Below are 22,766 nucleotides of genomic sequence, written 5' to 3'. Positions count from 1 at the left end.
GTACCCATGGCACGGGGATGGTTGTCCCGGCGGCGGCGGCACATCGTCGAAGGTATGACACGACAGCACTCCCGGGCCTGGTTCGGCCTGCTGGTGATCCTCTGCCCGGTGTTCCTGGTCTCCATGGACGGGTCGATCCTGTTCCTCGCGATGCCCAGGATCAGCCAGGCGCTCACCCCCACGGCCGACCAGGCGTTGTGGATCCTCGACGTCTACGGTTTCGCGGTCGGCTCGCTGCTGATCGCGTTCGGCAACATCGGCGACCGGTACGGACGGCTGAAGCTGCTGATGATCGGCGCCGCGGTGTTCGGCATCGGTTCGGCAGGCGCCGCGTTCGCGCCGGATCCCGGACTGCTCATCGCGTTCCGCGCCCTGATGGGGCTGGCGGGAGCGACCCTCCTGCCGTCCGCGCTGGCGGTGCTGAGCGAGCTCTTCCCCGACGCGCGACGCCGGGCGCGGGCCATCGGGATCTTCGCGGCCGCGTTCGCCGCCGGGTTCGCGATCGGCCCGGTCGTCGGCGGTGTCCTGCTGGAACGGTTCCCGTGGGGCTCGGTCTTCCTGGTCAACCTGCCGGTGATCGCGGTGTTCCTGGCGCTCGCGCCAGTACTGCTGCGGGAGGTGCGGGCCGCCGGGAAGGGGCGCGTCGACGTGCTGAGCGTCGTGCTCTCCGCGGCCGGTCTGCTGCTCGCGATCTACGGGATCAAGCACGCGGCCGCCGACGGCCTGTCCGTCACCGCGGTCTCCGCGGCGATCGCCGGCGCCGCGCTGCTGGTGTGGTTCGCCCGGCGTCAGCGTGGTCTGGAGTACCCGCTGATCGAGTTCTCCCTGTTCCGCGACCGCGTCTTCACGATCGCGATCGTCACGGGGCTGCTGCCCTTGGCGGCGTGGTCGGCGGCCGCGTATCTGTCGGGGATCCACCTGCAGTCCGTGCTCGGCCTGCCGGTCCTGCACGCGGCGCTGCTGGCGCTGCCGGGCGCCGCCGTGCTCACGATCATGTGCGTCGTCACACCCGCGCTGGTCGACCGGATCGGCGCACGCGCGGCACTGATCGTCTGCCATTTCTCCATCGCCGCGGGACTGGCGCTGCTGCTCCTGACCGGGGTGACGGGCGGGGTGGGCTGGTACGTCGCTTCGACGGTGGTCGCCGGTGTCGGTTACGGCATCTCGTTCAGCGTGGTGGCGGACACGGCCGTCGCCGCGGTGCCCACCGAGCGCGCGGGTGCGGCGGGCGCGATCGCGGAAACGAGCAACGAGATCGGCAACGCCCTGGGGATCGCGCTGATGGGCTCGCTCGCCGCGCTGGTGTTCCGTCTGGCGGGCCCGGACCTCGCGCCGACACTCGGCGAAACCCTCGAGATCGCGCCCGCAGCCGCTCTTGACGCGAAGGAGGCCTTCGTCGCGGGCCTCCACACCGCCGTCGCGGTGCTGAGCCTCCTGCACGCCGGGCTCGGGGTCCTCGCCCTGCGCTGGCTCCCTCAGCCGTCGAAAGCGCTGGTGCCCCAAGCGTCGGCATAGGCGAATTCAGCCAGCGGGACTCGCTCGCGCGGCGCCTTCTCACGCTCGATCCGCCAGTCCTCTTCGAGCACGGAGGGGTCCGCGGGCGAGCCGACGGCGATCGCGACCTTGGGGATGACGTCGTCGGGGAGGCCGAAGAAGTCCTTCGCCGCTTCGGCGGAGAAGCCAGCCATCTGGTGCGCGATCAGGCCGAGGTCGACCGCTTGGAGCACGAGGTTCTCGCTCGCCAGCCCCAGTCCGTACTCGGCGTACGGGACGTCGCCCTTCTCGTTCGTGGTCACCATCACGCCGATCAGCAGCAGCCCGGCGCGATGGGCCCACGCGCGATTGCCCGAGTTGAGCGTCGAGAGGATGCGGTCGAACGACGGCGTGCCCCGCAGGCCGACCAGGTAACGGGCGGGCTGGGTGTTGCCGAACGACGGCGCCCAGCGGGCAGCTTCGAGCAGCGCGCGGAGCTGGTCTTCGGTGACGATCGCTGACTCGTCGTAAGCGCGCGGGCTCCAGCGATGGGCCAGGATCGACGCGATCGGGGTACTTGTGTCCGCGGGTTTCTTCACGACGGGACGATAACAAGGGGTGCTCTCCGTCACTAAAGCGAAAGCCCTCCGAGTATTTCGTTGGTGTCAAGGAAGATTTACTTCCCGGAGTCCTCGAAGTGGTGGTCAGGACCACTTACGAGGGTGGCGAGCGCGCGTCACCCCGGTAGGCTTTCGCCCAAATAAGGGACGCGGGGGCTCCTCGGTGCCCACGAGGAGCACGCCCGGCCCGTCGAGGAGGTTCGGGCGTGGCCCTCGTGGTCCAGAAGTACGGCGGTTCGTCGCTGGAAAGTGCCGACCGGATCAAACGCGTCGCGGAACGCATCGTCGCCACCAAGAAGGCGGGCAACGACGTGGTCGTCGTCTGCTCCGCCATGGGCGACACGACCGACGAGCTGCTCGACCTGGCTCAGCAGGTCAACCCGGCGCCGCCGGAACGCGAGATGGACATGCTGCTCACCGCGGGTGAGCGCATCTCCAACTCCCTGGTGGCGATGGCGATTTCGGCGCAGGGCGCGGAGGCCTGGTCGTTCACCGGCTCGCAGGCCGGTGTGGTGACGACGTCGGTGCACGGCAACGCGCGGATCATCGACGTCAGCCCCAGCCGGGTGACGGAAGCCCTCGACCAGGGCTACATCGCGCTGGTGGCGGGGTTCCAGGGCGTGTCGCAGGACACCAAGGACATCACCACCCTCGGCCGCGGGGGTTCGGACACCACCGCCGTCGCGCTGGCCGCCGCGCTGAACGCCGACGTCTGCGAGATCTATTCCGATGTGGACGGTGTGTACACCGCCGACCCCCGGGTCGTGTCCGACGCGCGCAAACTCGACACCATCGCCTACGAGGAGATGCTGGAGCTGGCGGCGAGCGGGTCGAAGATCCTGCACCTGCGCTCGGTGGAGTACGCGCGCCGCTACGGCGTCCCGATCCGAGTCCGTTCTTCCTACAGTGACAAGCCGGGCACCACGGTGACCGGTTCTATCGAGGAGATCCCCGTGGAACAAGCGTTGATCACCGGTGTGGCGCACGACCGCTCCGAAGCCAAGATCACGGTGACCGGAGTGCCGGACCACGCCGGCGCCGCCGCCAGGATCTTCCGGGTGATCGCCGACGACGAGATCGACATCGACATGGTGCTGCAGAACGTGTCCAGCACCGTCTCGGGCCGCACGGACATCACCTTCACCCTGTCGAAGGCCAACGGGGCCAGGGCCGTCCAGTCGCTGGAGAAGATCAAGGACGAGATCGGCTTCGAGTCGGTCCTCTACGACGACCACGTCGGCAAGGTGTCGCTCGTCGGCGCGGGGATGCGTTCGCACCCCGGTGTCACGGCGACGTTCTGCGAAGCGCTCGCGCAGTCGGGCGTCAACATCGAAATCATCAACACCTCGGAGATCCGGATCTCGGTGCTGATCCGGGACGCGCAGCTCGACGACGCGGTGCGCGCGATCCACGAGGCGTTCGAACTCGGCGGCGATGAAGAAGCCGTCGTCTACGCGGGGAGTGGTCGCTGATGCCGGAAGGTTTGCGGGTAGGGGTCGTCGGGGCGACCGGTCAGGTCGGCGGCGTGATGCGCCGTCTGCTGGCCGAACGGAATTTCCCGGTCGCCGAAATGCGGTACTTCGCTTCGGCGCGGTCCGCCGGTTCGAAGCTTCCTTGGCGCGACGAGGAAATCGTCATCGAGGACGCGACGACCGCGGATCCGTCCGGTTTGGACATCGCGGTGTTCTCCGCCGGTGGCGCGACCTCCAAGGCGCAGGCGGAGCGGTTCGCCGCGGCCGGTGCCACGGTGATCGACAACTCGTCGGCGTGGCGGATGGACCCGGACGTCCCGCTGATCGTGAGCGAGGTCAATCCGGAGGCGATCAAGGAAGCGCGCAAGGGGATCATCGCGAATCCCAACTGCACCACCATGGCCGCTATGCCGGTGCTCAAGCCGCTGCACGCCGAAGCGGGCTTGGTGCGGCTGGTCGCCAGCACCTACCAGGCCGTGTCCGGCAGCGGGCTAGCCGGCGTGGAGGAGCTGGAAGGGCAGCTCGCCGCGGCGGCGGCGAACGCGGGCGCGCTGACCCACGACGGCGCGGCGGTGGCCTTCCCCGAGCCGAAGAAGTACGCGCGGCCCATCGCGCACAACGTCCTCCCGCTGGCCGGGTCCATTGTGGACGACGGTGAGTTCGAAACGGACGAAGAGAAGAAGTTCCGCAACGAGAGCCGCAAGATCCTGAGCATCCCGGAGCTGCGTGTCTCGTGCACCTGTGTGCGGGTGCCGGTGTTCTCGGGGCACTCGATCTCGATCAACGCCGAGTTCTCGCAGCCGCTTTCGGTCGCCCGCGCGACCGAGCTGCTGGCCGGTGCCCCCGGCGTGGAGCTGTCGGACATCCCGACGCCGCTGCAGGCCGCCGGCCAGGACCCGTCGTACGTCGGGCGGCTGCGGTCGGACCCGGGCGTCGACGGCGGTCGCGGTCTGGTGCTGTTCCTGTCGAACGACAACCTGCGGAAGGGCGCGGCGCTCAACGCCGTGCAGATCGCGGAACTGGTCGCGGCGAACTCCTGACGCTTCAACACAATTGGCCACCTACTTGCCCCCGATCCAGGCAGGTAGGTGGCTAATTGCGTTGTCGGGGGCCTTCGGCCGGTGCATGCTCTGTGGTGACAAACGTTTCCACGAAGGGAAAATCATGTACACGGCGGTCGAAGGCTCGCGGGTTCCGATCCGGATGTGGGCGGACCCCACATCGGTCGAGGACCAAGCCATGCGACAGCTGCACAACGTCGCCAACCTGCCGTGGGTGCACGGCGTCGCGGTCATGCCCGACGTCCACTACGGCAAGGGCGCGACCGTCGGCAGCGTGATCGCGATGCGCGACGCGGTGTCCCCGGCCGCCGTCGGCGTGGACATCGGCTGCGGGATGAGCGCGGTGCGGACCTCGCTCACCGCCGCCGACCTGCCCGACGACCTGCTGAAGCTCCGCCGCCGGATCGAATCGGCCGTCCCGGTCGGGTTCGGCCTGCACAAGACCCCGGTGAACCCGGCGAAGGTGCACGGTGTCGGCGGCTGGGACGCGTTCTGGAAGTCCTTCGGCGACCTGCATCCCGGCGTCCAGGACCTGCACAACCGCGCGTCGCGCCAGATCGGGAGCCTCGGTGGCGGCAACCACTTCATCGAGGTCTGCCTCGAACAGGGCGGCGAGGACGAAGGCCGCGTGTGGCTGATGCTGCACTCCGGTTCGCGCAACATCGGCAAGGAACTCGCGGAACGGCATATGGCCGTCGCGCGGAAGCTGCCGCACAACGCGGACCTGCCGGACCCGGATCTCGCGGTGTTCGTCGCGGGCACGCCCGAGATGCAGGCGTACCGGCGTGACCTGTTCTGGGCGCAGGACTACGCGGCGCGCAACCGCGCCACCATGGTCGCGCTCGTGAAGCAGGCGCTGAAGGACGTCGTGCCGCGGACGACGTTCGACGACGCGATCAGCTGCCACCACAACTACGTCGCCGAAGAGACCTACGACGGCGTCGACCTTCTGGTGACCCGCAAGGGCGCGATCCGCGCGGGCTCGGGCGATCTCGGGATCATCCCGGGCAGCATGGGCACCGGTTCGTACATCGTGCGCGGTCTCGGGAACGAGTCGTCCTTCCAGTCCGCGTCGCACGGCGCGGGCCGCCGGATGTCGCGGAACAAGGCCAAGAAGCTGTACACCGCCGAGGACCTCGCCGCGCAGACCGCGGGTGTGGAATGCCGTAAGGACTCCGGTGTGGTGGACGAGATCCCGGCCGCGTACAAGGACATCGAAACGGTGATCAAGGCGCAGACGGATCTCGTCGAGGTGGTCGCGCACCTCAAGCAGGTCGTCTGCGTGAAGGGCTGAAACGTGGGTGGTATGCCGGGGGAACCCGACATACCACCCACGTTCTCGCTACTGTGGTTCTCATGAAGAGGTTGGGAATCGCGGCGCTCCTGGCGGCCGCCGGGCTCGCGCTGGCGGGCTGCAGCGAGGTCACGAACGCGGTCGATCAGACGAACAAGGCGGCGACGAAGGTCAGCGCCTGCGCCGAGGCGCTCAGCCTCGCCGACCTCAATCCGGACCCGGCGACGCTCAAGGAGCGTGCCGCGGACAAGGAGAAGCGCCTGCGCGAGCTGGCGGGCAGCGTCGGCGAGCAGAACGTGGCGGGCGCGCTCACCGGTATGGCGGACTCGTACCTGCAGGTCCAGAAGGAGAACATCCAGGACGCGGGCAAGGTCGCGGACTGGACCAAGCGCAACCTCGAGCAGCTGGAAGCCCTCCGGAAGGTCTGCGCCTGACCCATCTCTCGCATTTAGTCCTCTGGATGCGGTAGTTGCACGCGCAACGACCGCATCCAGAGGACGAAACGCGTCAGGAGGAAGTGAGCGCGGGTACCGGGGCGGGGGTGCGGGAGCGGCGCCAGAACAGGCCTACCGAAGCGATCGCCAGCGCGCCCAGCGCCGAGGCCGCGAAACCCCAGCCCGGGCTGGAGTGGTCGATCGCGAACCCGATGATCGGGCTCCCGATCGCCAGCCCGATCCGGCTGGCCGCGTCCAGCAGGCCCATCGCCTCACCGCGCACGCGGGCGGGCGCCGCGGCGCTGACCGTCTCCGTGCTCGCCGCGAGCGTCGGCGCGCACAGCACGTTGCTCGGGAAGAGCACGATCGCCAGCAGCCACCACGGCTCGGCGATCAGCCCGACCGGCAGGGTGAGCACCGCGAGCAGCAGCATCAACGTGCCCTGCGAAAGCGACCGCCGGACCGCGCCGTGGATCGCCCCGCCGAGGACCGACGCGACGCACATGAACGTGATCAGCAGCCCGGACCAGGCGATGTCACCGCTCGCGCGCAAGGTCGCCAGCGCGGCGAGTTCCATGCCGACCAGGCAGAACAGTGCTCCGGCGGCGATGAACATCGCCATCACGAGCCGTCCGGTGAGCCAGCTCCGCACGGGCGGCCGCTCCCCGGTGAGCACCTCGGCGTCGGCCTCGGCGCGGATCGGCGGGTTCTGCCGGTAGATCAGCGTCGCCGAAAGCGCGAAGCAGACCCCGATCCCGGTGAGCGCGTACACCGCGGGCAGTTGCGTGATCGCCATGATCCCGGCCGACGGCCCGATCATGAACGACGCCTCCACCAGGATCGTGTCCAGCGAGTAGGCCGCCCGCCGTTGTTCGAGCGGCACGAGCGCGGTGAGCACCAGCCGCGCGAGCGTCCCGGCGGGTACCGAGAGCACGCCGGCGGGGAGCGCGACCGCGAGCAGCACCTGATAGGGCAGATGCGGCGCGCTGATCCAGAACGTCGACGAGGCCAGCCCGCAGATCGCGACCACCGGCCGCAGCCCGTAGCGGTCGACGTACCGGCCGACGAGCGGTGCCCCGATCGCGCTGCCGAGCGTGGTGGCGGCGCCGACCAGCCCGGCCGCGCCGTAGCCGCGGCCAAGGTCGTTGACCACGTACAGCGTCATCGTCACGCCCATGGCCGTCATCGGGAGCCGGGCCAGGAACATCAGCAGCATCGAGCTGGGAACTCCGGGCACGGCTAACACGCGACGATACGGAGCGAGGGCCATACGTCCGATGAGAACGTAACTTGGTACGCGCGTGCAAGTTTTTTTCGCGTAGCCGGGATCACCCGGACCGGGGTGTTTTCTTGACTGATTCCAGATTGGGCGAGAAGGTGGGGAGGACTGACCGCTCACCACCACGAACCAGGAGGCACCGGCGTGACCCTGCCGACCACGAACAACGTGGGCATCCCCGTCGCGAGCGACAACGACTCCCTGACGGCAGGTGCCAACGGCCCGATCCTGCTCCAGGACCACTACCTGATCGAGAAGAACGCCCAGTTCAACCGTGAGCGGGTGCCCGAGCGCGTCGTCCACGCCAAGGGCGGCGGCGCGCACGGCTTCCTCGAAGTCACCGAGGACGTCAGTCAGTTCACGAAGGCCGCGCTGTTCCAGCCGGGCGTGCGCACCGAGAGCCTGGTCCGGTTCTCCTCGGTCGCCGGGGAGAACGGCTCGCCCGACACGTGGCGCGACCCGCGCGGTTTCGCGGTGAAGTTCTACACCTCCGAGGGCAACTACGACCTCGTCGGCAACAACACCCCGGTGTTCTTCATCCGCGACCCGATCAAGTTCCCCGACTTCATCCACTCGCAGAAGCGCCGCGCCGACAACCACCTGCGCGACCACGACATCCAGTGGGACTTCTGGACGCTGCGGCCCGAGTCCGCGCACCAGGTCACCTGGCTGATGGGCGACCGCGGCATCCCGTCGAACTGGCGGGAGATGGACGGCTTCGGCTCGCACACCTACCTGTGGGAGAACGCCGGCGGCGAGAAGTTCTGGGTCAAGTACCACTTCAAGACCGACCAGGGCATCGGCTACCTGACCCAGGCCGAGGCGGACCGGATCGCCGGCGAGGACTCCGACTACTACATCCGCGACCTGTTCAAGAACATCAAGCAGGGCAACCACCCCAGCTGGACCCTGTACGTCCAGGTGATGCCGTACGCCGAGGCCGCGGACTACCGCTTCAACCCGTTCGACCTGACCAAGGTGTGGCCGAAGGGCGACTACCCGCTGATCAAGGTCGGCCGCTGGGTGCTCGACCGCAATCCGGCGAACTATTTCGCGGAGATCGAGCAGGCCGCTTTCGAGCCGTCCAACCTGGTGCCGGGGATCGGCCCGTCGCCGGACAAGATGCTGCAGGGCCGCCTGTTCGCGTACCCGGACGCCCACCGCTACCGGATCGGCGCGAACTACACGCAGCTGCCGGTCAACGCGCCGAAGTCCCCGGTGAACAGCTACTCGCGTGACGGCGCGATGCGCTACAGCAACCCCGGCGACCCGGTGTACGCGCCGAACTCCTACGGCGGCCCGCACGCGAACGCGGAGATCGCCGCCGAGACCGCTTCGGGCTACGGCGTCGAGGACGAGGTCATCCGGTCGGCGTACCGGCTCCACGTCGAGGACGACGACTTCGGCCAGCCGGGCACGCTCGTCCGCGACGTGATGGACGACGCGCAGCGCGAGCGGCTCGCGGGCAACATCATCGGCCACGCTTCGAACGACGTCTCGCGCCCGGTGCTCGAGCGGGTCTTCGAGTATTGGCGGAACGTCGACAAGGACCTCGGCGACAAGGTCGCGGCCGCTTTCCGCGAGTAAGGACCTCTTTCGAGAGGCTGCTCCCACCACTGAACGCCCCCGGTGCCCGCACCGGGGGCGTTCCCATGTCCCCACTCGCATGTGAAACCAGAAGAGGGCGTGGCGTGCGTGGGGGACAACCCGAGTGGAGCAGCGCGACACGCCTGTCCGACGGAGTGATGAAGCCAAACGATCACCGTTTACACCGCTGTGGGTGAACGAGCCGCACCACCGTGTCGATCGGTCACAGGTGGTCATAAAACGGCGCGAAAATGATGATCTTCAGGGGGAAGCACAAGATTTCGACGTTAATCAATTGCGGGGGTCTTGGTCGGGAATGAATCCGGCACGTAAGGGTTAGAAAAGTGTTCCAACCGGTGATCGGGTGGTGTTCGGCCGATACGGCGGGTATCGATTTACCTCGTCAGGTCCCAGAGGCCAGGAGGTAAGGGAATGAAAGGCAACATTGCCCGGACGATTGCCGCGGTCGCCGCAGGCAGTCTGTTGGCGGTGGCCTCAGCCGGCGCCGCTACGGCTAGCACCGATGGTGGGAAGGGCTCGTCGAACACGCAGGCGCTCGCCGCGCAGGTGCTGCAGATGCGAGACGGCCTCACCAAGGTGGCCTACGCCGGCGACGTCGCCAAGACGCGGGCGGACTTGGACAAGCTCAGCCCCGTCCTCGGTGACATCGCCGCGGGCAAGCGCTACCAGATCCAGACCGAAACGCAGAAGCTCGGCGACCTGGCCAAGGGCCGCTCCGTCGAGTCCAGCAGGCTGCTGGCCGACCCGACGGCGAAGGCGCGCCAGCTGCCGCCGCTGCCCGTGCCGATCCCCTCGCTCCCGGACCTTCCCGGACCGTTGAAGATCGTCAGTGACCTGGTGAAAGCCCTGCTCACGGCCGTGACCGGCATCCTCGCGGGCCTGCTCGGCGGACTCCCTGTCCCGCCGCTGCCGGTCCCGCCCGTACCGCTTCCCACGCCCTAGGAGATCGAGGGAGTCGTCAGGTTCCGCCGTGCAGGGCGGCGGGCCACGATATGGGGGCCGGAGCCCGGGTGGGGACATTTCTCCTCACTCGGGCTCTGGCTTTCACTTCGGCGCGAGACCCAGCCGCAGGGCTCCCGCCGCTTCGGCCGTCGCCTCACGGAACCGCCGTCCGACGCCGAGGAAGTTGATGTACCCGTGGATCAGGTCCGGCTGGCGGCTGAGCGCCACCGGGACCCCGGCCTTCCGCAATTTCTCCGCGTAAGCCTCGCCCTCGTCGCGCAGCGGATCGAAACCGGCCGTCGCGATATACGCGGGCGGCAGTCCGGAAACGTCACCGTGCAGCGGTGACAGTTTCGGGTTGTACAGATCGGTGCCCTTCGGCACGTAATGTCCTTCGAACCAGGTCATATCCGAATCGGTGAGGAACAGGTCCTCCGCGAACAATTCCCGGGAGCGGCGGCGCACGGTGAAATCGGTCGCCGGATAGAACAGCAGCTGGAACGCCGGGACCCCGCCGCCGCGTTTCACCGCCTGCTGAGCGGTCACCGCGGCGAGATTCCCGCCCGCGCTGTCGCCGCCGACGGCGATGCGCGCCGGGTCGGCGCCCAGGTCCCGCGCTTTCGCGAAGGCGTACTCGAACGCCGCGATCGCGTCTTCGGTGGCGCCGGGGAAGCGCGTCTCCGGGGCGAGCCGGTACTCCACCGAAAGAACCCGCACGCCCGCCTGTTTCGCGAGGTAGCGGACGGAGTTGTCGTGGGAGACCCGGCTGCCGACCACCCAGCCGCCGCCGTGGAAGAACACCAGCAGCCCGGACGGATCCGGCAGTCCGGCAGGCGTGTAGAGCGTGGCGGGTACGTCGCCGTCACCCGTGGGGATGAGCAGCTCCCTGGTGGCGACCGGTTCGATCGTCGGCCCGCTGACCAGATGCCTGCTCGCCAGGAGCATGCTGCGCGATTCTTCGACGGTTCCCCGCACCAGCGACGCCTTCGCCAGCTTCTGCAGGCGGAGCAGGAGCTGGGCGTCCAGCGCGAGTTCCTGTCCGTCCAGGCGGAGGGGCGGTCCCGCGATGGCCCGTCTGACCGGCTTCGGGAGCCAGAACGCCAGCTGTGAGAACGCGGCCTCGGCACGGATCTGGAGCGGTATCGCCATGCTTCCTCCTGGGGGCTTCCCGTCAGGTTACTTTCGAGTAGGTAAGCCGTCCAGCGGGGACCGCGGCCTTGCGGCGAACGGGTGTGACGCAGGACTCGGTTCCAGATCCTGGTCCTCCACTTAAGTAGAGGGGTTAGCCTCGAAAGCGTGACTTCGACGAACGCGGTGCATGTCCTCGGTATCGGCGGCTCCCTCCGGGAGGGTTCGCAATCCGAGCGTGCGCTGCGCATCGCGCTCGGCGCCGCGGCCGAAGCCGGAGTCACCACCGAGCTGATCTCCGGGCCCGGATTGGTGTTGCCGTTCTACGACACCGCGTTGGCCGAGCGGCACGAGCGGGCCACCCGGCTGGTCGAAGCGATCCGCCGCGCCGACGGGATCGTCGTCGTCTCGCCCGGCTACCACGGCGCGCTGTCCGGACTGGTCAAGAACGCCCTGGACTACGTCGAAGACCTGCGCGACGACGCCCGCCCGTATCTCGACGGCCGCGCGGTCGGCCTCGCCGCCGTCGCGTACGGCTGGCAGGCCGCGGTCACCACGCTGGAGCAGCTGCGCACGATCACGCACGCCCTACGCGGCTGGGCCACCCCTTTGGGTGGTTCGATCAACACCGCCGAGACCAAGTTCGACGAAGCAGGCGGCGCCTCGGACGAGAAGAGCGTCCGCACGCTCCGCCTGATCGGAACCCAGGTCGCGGAGTTCGCGCTGAGTCGCGCCGGTCACTAGTCGTTTGCTCCGGTCTCCGTCCGGGTAATCGCCGGACGTGATGCCTGCCATGGGGTGGCAAGGTTTCGCGGTTGCGGGACGTTGACACCGAAGAGACGCTCAACGGGGCGTGTCTTCGAGACCAGGAGGTAGGCGAAGAATGGCTGAGGCTCTGTACACCGCTGTGGCCACCGCTCGCGGCGACGGCCGCAACGGTGAGGTCACGTCCTCTGACGGCGTCATCGACGAGTCGCTGGCGATCCCGAAGGAGATGGGCGGCCCGGGCGGCGACAAGACCAACCCCGAGCAGCTCTTCGCCGCCGGCTATTCCGCCTGTTTCCACTCCGCGTTGCAGCTCGTCGCGCGCCAGGCGAAGGTGACGTTGGACGGTTCCACCGTGACCGCCGAGGTCAGCGTGCTCAAGCAGGGCGCGGGCTTCGGTCTTGGCGTGGCACTCAAGGTTTCGCTGCCCGGCCTGGAGCAGGCGCAGGCCGATCAGCTCGTCGAGCAGGCGCACCAGGTGTGCCCCTACTCGAACGCGACCCGCGGCAACATCGAGGTCGCCCTGTCCGCGACGGTCTGATCCCGGCCGCGGCAGGTCCATTCCCGAACCGGTTACGAAAGGAAGACCGAACATGGGCAAGTCTCCGATCAAGAGTCCGCTGAGCGAAGCCGACAAGGAGATCACCGGTAACGCCTTGCAGGCCACGCTGGTCGATCTGGTGGACCTGTCGCTGATCGCGAAGCAGGCCCACTGGAACGTCGTCGGCGCGAACTTCCGCAGCGCGCACCTGCAGCTCGACGAGCTGGTCGCCACCGCGCGCCAGTACGTCGACGAGGTCGCCGAGCGTGCCAACGCCATCGGTATCTCGCCGAACGGCCAGGCCAAGGCCGTCGTGGAGAGCTCCGGCCTGCCGGACTATCCCGACAACTGGCAGTCCGTCGAGTCCACGGTCGCCGCGATCGTCGACATCCTCGCGGCGCTGATCGAGCGGCTGCGCAAGCGCATCGACGAGACCGACAAGAGCGACCTGGTCACTCAGGACCTCCTCATCGAGATCACCCAGGAGCTCGAAAAGGCGCACTGGATGTGGCAGGCGCAGCAGGCCTGACCCTCCCCCCTCGTGAGTGGTAAGGACGGTTCTAACCGTCCTTACCGCTCACGAGCCGCTACCGTTCGACACATGGTGCTGCACAAGGGAACCGCGCCCGATCGGCCCGCCGATCCAGACCGCAGGAGCGGGGCCAACCCGCTGTACGCCGGCGCGTATCCCGCGCTCGCCGCGAAAATCCGCCTTCCGCACGACAGCCTCGCCGAGGACCCGCTCCCGCCCGACACCGCGCTCCAGCTGGTGCGCGACGAGCTGATGCTCGACGGCAACGCCCGGCTCAATCTCGCCACGTTCGTCACCACGTGGATGGAGCCGCAGGCCCGTGAGCTGATGGCCGAATGCGTCGACAAGAACATGATCGACAAGGACGAGTACCCGCAGACCGCGGAACTCGAGCGGCGCTGCGTGAACATCCTCGCCGATCTGTGGCACGCGCCCGATCCTGCCGCGATCATGGGCTGCTCCACCACCGGTTCGTCGGAAGCCTGCATGCTCGCCGGCATGGCGTTGAAACGCCGCTGGTCGAAACTGGGCCGCACCGGGAAACCGAATCTGGTGATGGGCGCGAACGTCCAGGTCTGCTGGGAGAAGTTCTGCGAATACTGGGAGGTCGAGCCGCGGCTGGTGCCGATGGACGGCGACCGTTTCCATCTCACCGCCGACGAGGCGATCGCCCGCTGCGACGAGAACACGATCGGTGTCGTCGCGATCCTCGGGTCCACGTTCGACGGCAGCTACGAGCCGGTCGCGGAGATCGCCGCCGCGCTCGACGGCTTGCAGGAACGCTCCGGCTGGGACATCCCGGTGCACGTCGACGGCGCTTCGGGCGCGATGATCGCGCCGTTCCTCGACCCCGGCCTGAGCTGGGACTTCCGCCTGCCGAGGGTGGCGTCGATCAACACCTCCGGGCACAAGTACGGGCTGGTCTACCCCGGTGTCGGCTGGGTGGTGTGGCGTGACAAGGAGGCGTTGCCGGAGGAGCTCGTCTTCAACGTCAACTACCTCGGTGGCGACATGCCGACTTTCGCGCTGAACTTCTCCCGCCCCGGCGCCGAGGTGGCCGCGCAGTACTACACGTTCGTCCGGCTCGGCCGCGAAGGTTTCCGTGCCGTGCAACAGGCTTCGCGTGACGTCGCGACCCAGCTGGCGGACGGGATCGCCGCGCTCGGCCCGTTCGAACTGCTGACGCGAGGCGACCAGCTGCCCGTGTTCGCCTTCACGACGAAAGCGGACGTCGAGGGCTTCGACGTCTTCGACGTGTCACGGCGGCTTCGCGAACGTGGCTGGCTCGTCCCGGCGTACACGTTCCCGGAGAACCGGACCGATCTCGCCGTGCTGAGGATCGTGGTGCGCAACGGTTTCACCCACGACCTCGCCGATCTGCTGCTCGCCGACCTCCGGCGCCTGCTGCCCGAGCTCGAGCACGGCCCGCGACAGCGGACCGCGTTCCATCACTGAGCCGGGTGCCCTGCGTCACGCCGGATTTCCCCGCGCCCTACCGGCGCGTAACGTCGTGGGGTATGGGAGTCGCCGGAGACGAACGTCGTGCGTTGAGCGAGCTTTTCGAAGAGGTCGGCCCGGACGCGCCGACCCTGTGCGCGGGCTGGAAGACGCGGGATCTCGCGGCGCATCTGCTCGTCCGCGAGCGGCGGCCCGACGCGGCGCCCGGCATCCTGGTCCCGGCGCTGGCGTCGTACACGCAGCGAGTGCAGGACACCTATGCCGCGCGGCCGTGGTCCGAGGTCGTCGGCAAGGTCCGGTCCGGCCCCGCCTGGTTCTGGCCGACGTCGATCGGCGCGCTCGACGAGCTGGCGAACAGCGCGGAGTTCCTGATCCACCATGAGGACGTCCGCCGAGGACAGCCCGGCTGGGAACCGCGTCCGGCGGACTCCGCGCGGGACGCGGCGGCGTGGAAGTCGGCCAAGCAGGCCTCGAAGCTGAACCTGCGGAAATCACCGGTCGGCGTGATCCTGAAGACCCCCGAAGGTCGCGAAGCGCGGGTGAAGGAAGGCCCGGACACGGTGACCGTGATCGGCGCGCCGATCGAGCTGCTGCTGTTCGTCTTCGGCCGCGACGCCGTCCGTCTCACCTTCGAGGGTGACGCCTACGCGGTGGACAGGCTCCGGAAGCACGACCGCGGCCTTTAGAGTTCCGGCCATGCCGATGATCAGTGTTTCGATGTTCCCCGGCCGCACGGCCGAACAGAAGCAGGCCCTCGTACGCGAGGTGACCGACGCCTTCGTCCGCACCTGCGGCGGCAAAGCCGAAGGTGTTTGGGTGACGATCAACGAGATTCCCGCCGAACACTGGGCGTCCGGCGGGACTCTCTTCTCCGAGCGCTGACCCCGCTCGCCGGTGTCAGCGAAGCCCGACCGCCCGCTGCGCGAAGAACACCTCGATCGCGGTCTGCTTGATCGTCTCGGCGATCACCAGCGACCCGTGGCCCGCGTCGAACCGGTAGAACTCGAACGGGATCTCCCGCTTCGCGAGCCGGTCGAGGTAGTTCTCGACCTGCCGGATCGGGCAGCGCGGGTCGTTGTCCCCGGCGAGCACCAGCACCGGCGCCGTCACGGCTTCGACGTAGGTGATCGGCGAGCATTCCCGGTACACGGCCGGCACCGTCTCCGGCGAACCGCCGAACAGCGCCCTGTCGAACGAGCGTAGCTGCTCCATTTCGTCCTCGTACGCGGCGACGTAGTCCGCGACCGGCACTCCGGCGATCCCCGCCGCCCAGCGCGCCGGCTGTGTGCCCAGCGCCAGCAGGCTCAGGTACCCGCCCCACGAAGCGCCGTTCACCACGCACTTCTCCGGGTCCGAAAGTCCACTTTGGACAGCCCAGTCGTGGACGGCGGCGACGTCTTCGAGCTCGGTCAGGCCGGGACGGCCTTCGATGGCGTCACGCCAGGCCGAGCCGTAGCCGGTCGAACCGCGGTAGTTGACCTCGACGACGGCGAATCCCGCGTCGAGCCACACCGCGCGGTACGCGGAGAAGCGGTCCTCGTCGGCCGAATGCGGCCCGCCGTGCAAGGAGAAAACCGTGGGCAGCGGACCTTCCGGCGCGTCGGCCGGATGTGAGACGAGCGCGTGGATCTGCCCGCCGATCCCGTCGACGAACGCGTCGGTGACCGGTGCCGATCCCGGAGCGCGCTCGCCCGGCGGTTCGAGGAGCACCGAGTCTTCGCCGTCCGCCGTCCGCGCGCGCACGGCCGTCGGCTGCGCGGCACTGGACCACGAGTACTCGACGGTGCCGTCGGGCCGCACCCCCGCGCCGCCGATCCGCCCGGGCGGGGTGTCCAAAGAGGACAATTCGCCGCTGGCGAGGTCGTAGCGGTGCAGGGAACTGCGGCCTTGGTGGAAGTGGACGACCAGCAGCGCCCGCGCGTCCGGGTACCAGCCGGCGACCACCTCGCCGGGCAGGTCCAGTTCGATCTCCTGCTCGGTGTCCGCGGCGGTGTCCCAGATCAGCAGTTCTTCGCGACCGCGCCGCTCGTGCAGCACCAGCAAGCGCTGATCGCCGGCGACCGGCGAGTACTCGAGTGCGCCGAGGCCTTTGCCTTCGCCGTCCCATTTGTCGGCGACCGTCGTGAAGCCGTCGGTCGACAGGACGCGCAGCGCAGGGTGTCGTGAATCACCGTGCTCGGAGTGGGAGATCACGAGCAGCGACTCGTCGCGGGACAGCGAGGCGATCCCGGCGTCGTCCTCGTGCTTGTAGAAGGACGTGGTTTCGCCGTCGATATGGGCGAAAAGTTCGGTTCCGTCGTCGGTCGAGACGCCGACGGCGACCACCTTGGTGCCGATCTCGAGCCCGGCGGGGTAGCCGTCGTGGACGTCCGGCACCGCGCGTTCCGCGGCGGCCCCCGGCGCGAACGGCTCGCGGACCCAGGAGCCGAACTCGTCGCCGTCGGTGTCGTTGAACCACCAGATCCAGCGGCCGTCGGGGGACGGGGTCGCGTGCATGGTGCCGTTCGGCCGGTCGGTGACGCGGCGGTGCTCGCCGGTCGCCCGGTCCCAGGAGTAGACCTCCCACACGCCGCTGGCGTTGGAGACGTAGACGTTGGCGTCCGGGGCGTCGATGGCCCATTCGGGCACCGAGATGCGCGGCGCGCGGAAGCGTGCCCGCCACCTGGCCTCGGCTTCGGCGTCGTCGAACAGGCGGTCCGGGACCGCCGCGGGCGGATATTCATTGCCTGGCTGCGTGCTCACCCCTCGATCCTGCCACTGGAGAGCCGTACTGTGTGCGGGGTGCTGGAGGGAAACGCGCCGCGCGCCGCGGTGTCCGCGCGGTTCGCGCGTCAGGCGGTCGAACGGGCCGTGTTCGCGCAACCGCTGTTCGGGCCGGGGATGGGGTGCGTCGACGTCGGCTGCGGGCCGGGTTCGATCACCCTCGGTATCGACAACGGGCACAGAAAGTCCACAGTGGACTTTTTGCTGGCGGAGGCGTGCGCGCTGCCGTTCGCCGAGGCTTCGGTGGACGTGGTCTTCGCGCACGCCGTCTTCGAGCAGCTGAGGGAACCGGGCGCCGCGCTGGCGGAATTCCGGCGGATCCTCAAGCCGGGCGGCACGCTCGCACTGTCCACATCGGACTGGAGCCGGGCGCGGCTGCGGCCGAAGACGGCGAACGTCGACGCCGCCCTCCGCGGCCACTATCTGCTGTGCCGCCGCGCTGGCGGTGACCCGTTCGCCGGGCGCTCGCTGCCCGCCGCGGTCACGGCCGCCGGTTTCGCCGACGTGCGAACGAAAATCCGCTACCGCACGGATACGACATACCGGGCGCTGGCGACTTCCGTGGAGGCGCGTCTGGTGACGGCGCTGGAAACCGCGACGACCCCGGATCGCGACCAGCTCGCTTCGGCGGCCCGCTCGGCCTGGTCGTGGGCGCGCTCGGGGGATGGGGATTTCGCCCAATGCTGGACCGAACTGCTCGCGACCCGCTGATCGCCTTCTCGCCTTCGGTGCTTCGGTGCTTCGGCTTGCTCTTCGGTGCTTTCGCTCCGCTGCCGCTTGCTCTTCGGTGCTTTCGCTCCGCTGCCGCTTGCTCTTCGGTGCTTTCGCTCCGCTGCCGCTTGCTCTCCGGTGGTTCGGCTTCAGCGCCGGTGCCCCCAATGTGGCATTGGAGACACTCAGTGTCCCCAATGCCACATTGGAGACCCCCGATGCCGACGCACCCCTTCGGTTGTCCACACCCACCCGCCGTTGTGGACAACCACCCCCGCCGCCCCCGCTTTCGCCCGGTCCCGACGCCCCTCGACGATACGCTGGACCCGGGGTCGCCCCCCTGGGAGCGGCGGGGGCTGCCTGGTGGGCGGGCCGCTTGCGCTCCGGTTGGCTCGGGGCGACGGGATCCATGTCCTGAAGGGGGCTTTTGGGGCATCGAGCGTCTCAAAGGAGGCCTTGAAGACGCCCAAGACGCGCAACGCGAAAGAGCCTTGCTCACCAAAGCGAGCAAGGCTCTTTCGATCCAACGTCGGGGTGGCGGGATTCGAACCCACGACCTCCTCGACCCGAACGAGGCACGCTACCAAGCTGCGCCACACCCCGGGGTACTGCTTAACGGGTCGTGGAGAAGTCTAGCGGACGGTGTTCCGGGCTTTGCGGGGGGCCGCGTTCCGGCGATTGTCGCTGGTCGTACCCCGTGGGACGAGGGTCAGCAGGCTCGCCTCGGGCGGGCACGCGAAGCGGATGGGAGCGTACGGCGAGGTGCCCAGCCCGGCGGAGACGTGAAGCCACATCTGGGCGCCCCAGCGGGACGCGCCGCGGGCGCGGGTGCGGTCGAGTTCGCAGTTTGTGACGAGCGCGCCGTAGCCGGGGACGCGGAGCTGTCCGCCGTGGGTGTGCCCCGCGAGGACGAGGTCGTAGCCGTCGCCGGCGAACTCGTCGAGGACGCGGGGCTCCGGCGAGTGCGTGACGCCGATGCGGACGGCGGCCGCGGTGTCCACCGGGCCGGCGATGTCGGCGTAGCGGTCGCGGTGGAGGTGCGCGTCGTCGACGCCGGCGGTGAACACGTACTGGTCGGCGACCTCGATGGTGCGGCGGACGTGGGTGAGGTCGTGCCAGCCGTGCTCCACGAAGGCCGCGCGGAGGTCGCGCCACGGCAGGTGCTCGCCGTGGATGCGCTTCTTCTTGCCCTTCGGCATGAGGTAGCGCGCCGGGTTCTTCGGTTTCGGCGCGTAGTAGTCGTTGCTGCCGAAGATGAACACGCCGGGCCGTTCGAGCAGAGGGCCGAGAGCGCGCAGCACCGAGGGGACCGCCTGGTGATGTGACAGGTTGTCACCGGTGTTGACGACGAGGTCCGGGTCGAGTTCGTCGAGCGCCGCTACCCAGCGTTGCTTGCTCACGTGACCGGGCAGCATGTGCAGGTCAGAGATGTGGAGGATCGTGAAGGGTTTCGCCCCTGCCGCGAGGACCGGGAGCTCCGCGGTGCGAAGCGTCCACCGGCGCCTTTCGATACCGGCCGCGTAACCGAGGGTCGCGGCTCCCAGGGCGACGGTTCCCACGGCCAAGCGCCGTACCGTCGCCCCCGAAGTGCTTTCGTTACTGAGCGTGCTCACAATGTCCAGTTTACGTGCTCTCCGGTGGTGATCGTTCGCCCCCATTCCGGCGATCTCGGTAAATCGCTGGAATGGCCTCTTTTCTTCACTTTCCGTGGTCGGCGCGGGGTGTCGCGATCGACCGACACGGTCCCGTCGACCGCTGTTCCCCGTTAGGCCCCTAGCTGCTCACTCAAAGTTAGAAGTGGGTAACACATCGTGATTCGCGCTGGTGAACATGACTAATGTTCGCGGGTCGCCGGCTCCGGCGACCAGATGCCACAGTACGACAACGAGGCGGCACAGGGCGATGGCGGCGCCGGGGCCGAAGATCGTCAACCACAGTCCGACGAGGCCGGTCTCTCCGTGGCTGACGGAAGCTACGCCGAGCCCCGTCACCAAGGCGGCGGATACGAGCGAATGGGCCGAGAGAGCGAAGATCTCGGTGCGCCGCGTCGGGTACGACCGGCCGGCGAGGTAGATGGACAAGATGAACGCGGGAACGTAGACGAGCCCTGCGCCGGTCACATCAACCTCTTCGCGTTGGCTGTCGGCGAAAGTCGACCGGAGCAGGGCTCGGCATGTCAGCTGGGGGTCAGCGACCGCCGCCCATGTACTTCGGGTCCGGCTGCGGCAGCGGCAGCGCTTCCTGGCCTTCCAGGATCTTCGACATCGCCCCGAACCAGGTCTGCGCCGGTGTCTTACCGCCCCACATGTTTTCGCAGCCGCGAGTGGAGACGTTGCCTGGGCCGAGGTAACAGAGACCGCCACTTCCGCCCTTCGGACGGAACACCATCGCCGCGCCCGCAAGCTGCGGAGTGGCCCCAAGGTACGACCCGGCGCCGTTGTTCTGCGTGGTCCCGGTCTTGCCGATCACCGGCCGGTTCCACTTGGCACCGCTCGCGGCGCCGAACGACGTCCCGCCGGGTTGGCTGTCCTTGCTCATACCGACCGCGAGCGTGTTGGCGAGGCCTTCGGGCACCACCTGTTCGCAAGCGGCCTCCTTGACCGGGACCGGCTTCCCGTCCCGGTCGGTGACACTCGCCAGCGGGGTCGGCGGGCACCAGACCCCGCCGCTCATGATCGTGGCTCCGACGTTCGCCAGCTCCAGGCCCGACAGTGGGCTCACGCCGAGGGTGAAGGCACCGGATCCGGCCCAGCCCGGCTTCGGCCCGTACGCCTGGAGCTGGTTGACGTTGACCGCGTCGTCTTTGGAGTTCGGGTCGACGGTGCCGCCGCCTCGGTTGCTGGCCATGGTTTCGCGCATGCCCAGCTTGCGGGCCATCTCCACGACCGGGCCGGTGCTCCCGAGCCTGTCCTCGAGGTTCACGAACGCGGTGTTCGGCGAAGTCGCCAGCGCCTGCTGCATCGACATGGCCCCGCCCGCCGGGTTGTAGTCACCCGCGTTGCCGACGCAGTACCAGTTACCACCTGGCCCTGCGGGGGGGCGGGGAGCCGCGGGACAGCGCTTCGGGCCACCAGCGAACACATGGGACACGTAGAGGTCGGGCACTGGGAGTGAGCTGTTGATCCCCGCCACGCCGGCTTCCAGAGCCGCGGCGGCGGTGAAGACCTTGTAGGCGGAACCGGCGCCCGCGGTGTTGTAGACGCCGGAAGGCAGCGCGAAGGTCGTCTGTCCCTGGTCTTCGTGGAGCCCGTAGTCACGGTTCGCCGCCAGTGCCACGACTTCGTGCCGTTGCTTGCCCGGCTTCACGAGCGAGAGCGTGTTCGCGACGTTGTCCTGGGTCTTCTTGACCTGGGCTTCGGCCGACATCTTGGCCTCGTGGTTCGCCCGTTCGTCCAAAGTGGTCTTGATCTGGTAGCCGCCGGTGTAGAGATCGTCCTTCGTCATCCCGGACTTGAGGAGATAGTCCTCGACGTACTGGCAGAAGAAACCGTTCTCCGGACCGGCGCCGGTGCAGTTCGAGGCGGGCTTCTGCGGGCCGCCTTCGACGACGCCGAGCGGCTCGGCCTTGAAACGTTCCGCGTCCACCTTCGCGAGCTTCTGGTTGTCCACCATGCGGTCCAGCACCAGGTTCCGGCGCTCGGTCGCCTTCGCGGGGTTCTTCCACGGGTCGTTGACGATCGGGTTGTTCACCAGGCCGGCCAGCAGCGCCGCCTGCGGCACCGTGAGCTTCTCGACGGGAGTGTTGAAGTACGCGTTCGCGGCCGCGCCGACGCCGTAGATCTCGCGCGAGAACTCGACCACGTTCAGGTAGCCGGTCAGGATCTGCATCTTGTTCAGCTTGGTTTCCAGCTGGATGGCGATCCGGGCTTCCTTCAGCTTCCGGGCGACCGACTGCTCCTGTGCGCGCTTCTGCCCCGGCTTGTCGTCCCGGTAGACGACGTTGATCAGATAGTTCTTGACGTACTGCTGGGTCAGCGTCGACGCGCCCTGCGTGTCCCCGCCGGTGCTGTTGCTGACCGCGGCGCGCAGCGTGCCCTTCCAGTCCACCCCGTTGTGCTCGTAGAAGCGTTTGTCCTCGACCGAGATCAGCGCCCACTTCATGGCGTCGTTGATCTGTGTCTCGCTCGTCGGGATGCGGAACTGCTTGTACAGCGTCGCGATCTGCTTACCGGTGTTGTCGGTGATCGTCGTCACCAACGGCGGCGGGATGTCCGCCAGATCCGAAGATGTCTTGTCGACGGTTTCGCTCGCCTGGTTCGACAGCACCCCCGCGGCACCCGCCACCGGGAACAACATCCCCGCGACCAGCACCCCCGCGAGCACACACAGGCCAATGAGCTTCAGCAGACCGTCTGTTTTGCGCACGCGGACCAGGGTACGCGGATCCCGTTAGCCCACCGTGACGTCACCTCGCTGTAAGTGGGTATCCGGTCACGAAATCGACCCCATGAGGTGACTTTCGGTAACGGCAGGCATTCTAGGGCTTGGCGGGGGGAACCGAGGGCCCCTACAGTCCGTCAACGTCTCACGTATGAAAAAGCCGACAGACGGGTGAGTGCGAGCGGCAGTCGCATTCGGCCGAACGGAGGCACCGGCACCGGGGAGGTGCCGGCTCAACCGACGTGAGCACACAGGGAGACACGCTCATGGGGGCAGGAGCGCAGGCTTTTCGTCCCCCCGTGGTG

At 68.4% G+C, this 22,766-nt stretch carries 21 protein-coding genes and 1 tRNA gene; 14 read left to right on the top strand and 8 right to left on the bottom strand.

Features of this window, described 5'->3' with window-relative positions; translation table 11 throughout:
* Positions 1-54 precede the first annotated feature (54 nt).
* On the top strand, positions 55-1,515 hold the full coding sequence (locus ACZ3HL_RS38870) for an MFS transporter (protein ID WP_465536582.1): 1,461 nt from the start codon (positions 55-57) through the stop codon (positions 1,513-1,515).
* On the opposite strand, the gene ACZ3HL_RS38865 is transcribed toward ACZ3HL_RS38870, so the two are convergent.
* A complete protein-coding gene (locus ACZ3HL_RS38865; protein ID WP_465536580.1) occupies positions 1,476-2,072 on the bottom strand; it encodes a nitroreductase family protein in 597 nt (198 codons plus the stop codon). The genes ACZ3HL_RS38870 and ACZ3HL_RS38865 overlap by 40 nt on opposite strands.
* A 227-nt stretch (positions 2,073-2,299) precedes the next feature.
* Here ACZ3HL_RS38865 and ACZ3HL_RS38860 point away from each other — a divergent pair, with 227 nt between their 5' ends.
* The 4 genes from ACZ3HL_RS38860 (at position 2,300) to ACZ3HL_RS38845 (ending at position 6,354) form a co-directional block, all read left to right on the top strand.
* Entirely contained in the window at positions 2,300-3,565 is a 1,266-nt protein-coding gene (locus ACZ3HL_RS38860) for an aspartate kinase (RefSeq protein WP_465536578.1), read from the top strand.
* Positions 3,565-4,605: an aspartate-semialdehyde dehydrogenase gene (locus ACZ3HL_RS38855; RefSeq protein ID WP_465536576.1), complete on the top strand. Its 1,041-nt coding sequence runs from the start codon at positions 3,565-3,567 to the stop codon at positions 4,603-4,605. Before ACZ3HL_RS38860 ends, ACZ3HL_RS38855 begins: the two co-directional genes overlap by 1 nt.
* Before the next feature lie 124 nt (positions 4,606-4,729).
* Complete coding sequence (locus ACZ3HL_RS38850; protein ID WP_465536574.1) at positions 4,730-5,920, top strand: RtcB family protein; 1,191 nt, start codon at positions 4,730-4,732, stop codon at positions 5,918-5,920.
* Positions 5,921-5,982: 62 nt separating this feature from the next.
* Positions 5,983-6,354, top strand: a complete 372-nt coding sequence (locus tag ACZ3HL_RS38845) for a hypothetical protein (protein ID WP_034314657.1) — start codon at positions 5,983-5,985, stop codon at positions 6,352-6,354.
* Positions 6,355-6,427: 73 nt separating this feature from the next.
* Here the strand turns inward: ACZ3HL_RS38845 and ACZ3HL_RS38840 are convergent, their stop codons facing one another.
* Entirely contained in the window at positions 6,428-7,570 is a 1,143-nt protein-coding gene (locus tag ACZ3HL_RS38840) for an MFS transporter (protein ID WP_465536644.1), read from the bottom strand.
* 207 nt (positions 7,571-7,777) lie between these two features.
* Between ACZ3HL_RS38840 and ACZ3HL_RS38835 the strand changes: the two genes are divergently transcribed.
* Both ACZ3HL_RS38835 and ACZ3HL_RS38830 read left to right on the top strand, forming a co-directional pair.
* On the top strand, positions 7,778-9,220 hold the full coding sequence (locus tag ACZ3HL_RS38835; protein ID WP_465536572.1) for a catalase: 1,443 nt from the start codon (positions 7,778-7,780) through the stop codon (positions 9,218-9,220).
* A 432-nt stretch (positions 9,221-9,652) separates the two neighbouring features.
* Positions 9,653-10,183 (top strand): hypothetical protein, encoded by a 531-nt coding sequence (locus tag ACZ3HL_RS38830; RefSeq protein ID WP_465410401.1) that lies wholly within the window; start codon positions 9,653-9,655, stop codon positions 10,181-10,183.
* A gap of 102 nt (positions 10,184-10,285) precedes the next feature.
* Here ACZ3HL_RS38830 and ACZ3HL_RS38825 read toward each other — a convergent pair whose 3' ends face one another.
* Positions 10,286-11,332 (bottom strand): alpha/beta hydrolase, encoded by a 1,047-nt coding sequence (locus ACZ3HL_RS38825; RefSeq protein WP_465536570.1) that lies wholly within the window; start codon positions 11,330-11,332, stop codon positions 10,286-10,288.
* Positions 11,333-11,479: 147 nt separating this feature from the next.
* Between ACZ3HL_RS38825 and ACZ3HL_RS38820 the strand changes: the two genes are divergently transcribed.
* The 6 genes from ACZ3HL_RS38820 to ACZ3HL_RS38795 all read left to right on the top strand — a co-directional run bounded on the left by ACZ3HL_RS38820 (position 11,480) and on the right by ACZ3HL_RS38795 (position 15,489).
* Positions 11,480-12,055: an NADPH-dependent FMN reductase gene (locus ACZ3HL_RS38820; RefSeq protein ID WP_465410402.1), complete on the top strand. Its 576-nt coding sequence runs from the start codon at positions 11,480-11,482 to the stop codon at positions 12,053-12,055.
* A gap of 139 nt (positions 12,056-12,194) precedes the next feature.
* Complete coding sequence (locus ACZ3HL_RS38815; protein ID WP_016337902.1) at positions 12,195-12,617, top strand: organic hydroperoxide resistance protein; 423 nt, start codon at positions 12,195-12,197, stop codon at positions 12,615-12,617.
* A 52-nt stretch (positions 12,618-12,669) separates the two neighbouring features.
* On the top strand, positions 12,670-13,146 hold the full coding sequence (locus ACZ3HL_RS38810; RefSeq protein WP_125679743.1) for a Dps family protein: 477 nt from the start codon (positions 12,670-12,672) through the stop codon (positions 13,144-13,146).
* A 72-nt stretch (positions 13,147-13,218) separates the two neighbouring features.
* On the top strand, positions 13,219-14,604 hold the full coding sequence (locus ACZ3HL_RS38805) for a glutamate decarboxylase (protein ID WP_465536569.1): 1,386 nt from the start codon (positions 13,219-13,221) through the stop codon (positions 14,602-14,604).
* 62 nt (positions 14,605-14,666) lie between these two features.
* Positions 14,667-15,293 carry a TIGR03085 family metal-binding protein gene (locus ACZ3HL_RS38800; RefSeq protein ID WP_465536567.1) on the top strand — a complete coding sequence of 209 codons (627 nt, stop codon included), beginning with the start codon at positions 14,667-14,669 and terminating at the stop codon, positions 15,291-15,293.
* 10 nt (positions 15,294-15,303) lie between these two features.
* Positions 15,304-15,489, top strand: a complete 186-nt coding sequence (locus ACZ3HL_RS38795; RefSeq protein WP_101611157.1) for a 2-hydroxymuconate tautomerase — start codon at positions 15,304-15,306, stop codon at positions 15,487-15,489.
* Positions 15,490-15,504: 15 nt separating this feature from the next.
* Here ACZ3HL_RS38795 and ACZ3HL_RS38790 read toward each other — a convergent pair whose 3' ends face one another.
* The gene (locus tag ACZ3HL_RS38790) at positions 15,505-17,349 is read right to left on the bottom strand and encodes a S9 family peptidase (RefSeq protein ID WP_465536565.1); all 1,845 of its coding nucleotides are present in this window, start codon (positions 17,347-17,349) and stop codon (positions 15,505-15,507) included.
* Positions 17,350-17,388: 39 nt separating this feature from the next.
* On the opposite strand from ACZ3HL_RS38790, the gene ACZ3HL_RS38785 reads away from it, so the two are divergent.
* The gene (locus ACZ3HL_RS38785) at positions 17,389-18,081 is read left to right on the top strand and encodes a class I SAM-dependent methyltransferase (RefSeq protein ID WP_465536564.1); all 693 of its coding nucleotides are present in this window, start codon (positions 17,389-17,391) and stop codon (positions 18,079-18,081) included.
* Positions 18,082-18,610: 529 nt separating this feature from the next.
* Here the strand turns inward: ACZ3HL_RS38785 and ACZ3HL_RS38780 are convergent.
* From ACZ3HL_RS38780 to ACZ3HL_RS38765, 4 genes are all read right to left on the bottom strand, one after another.
* Positions 18,611-18,684 (bottom strand) — tRNA-Pro (locus ACZ3HL_RS38780).
* 29 nt (positions 18,685-18,713) lie between these two features.
* A complete protein-coding gene (locus ACZ3HL_RS38775; RefSeq protein WP_465411188.1) occupies positions 18,714-19,640 on the bottom strand; it encodes a metallophosphoesterase in 927 nt (308 codons plus the stop codon).
* A 222-nt stretch (positions 19,641-19,862) separates the two neighbouring features.
* Positions 19,863-20,201 carry a hypothetical protein gene (locus ACZ3HL_RS38770; protein WP_465536562.1) on the bottom strand — a complete coding sequence of 113 codons (339 nt, stop codon included), beginning with the start codon at positions 20,199-20,201 and terminating at the stop codon, positions 19,863-19,865.
* Positions 20,202-20,268: 67 nt separating this feature from the next.
* Positions 20,269-22,446: a transglycosylase domain-containing protein gene (locus ACZ3HL_RS38765; RefSeq protein WP_465410408.1), complete on the bottom strand. Its 2,178-nt coding sequence runs from the start codon at positions 22,444-22,446 to the stop codon at positions 20,269-20,271.
* Positions 22,447-22,766: the final 320 nt, after the last annotated feature.

The sequence above is a fragment of the Amycolatopsis sp. NPDC000009 genome, assembly GCF_055563465.1.
Note: the sequence above shows the minus strand (reverse complement) of the source record. Positions and strands in the feature narration are given on the sequence as shown.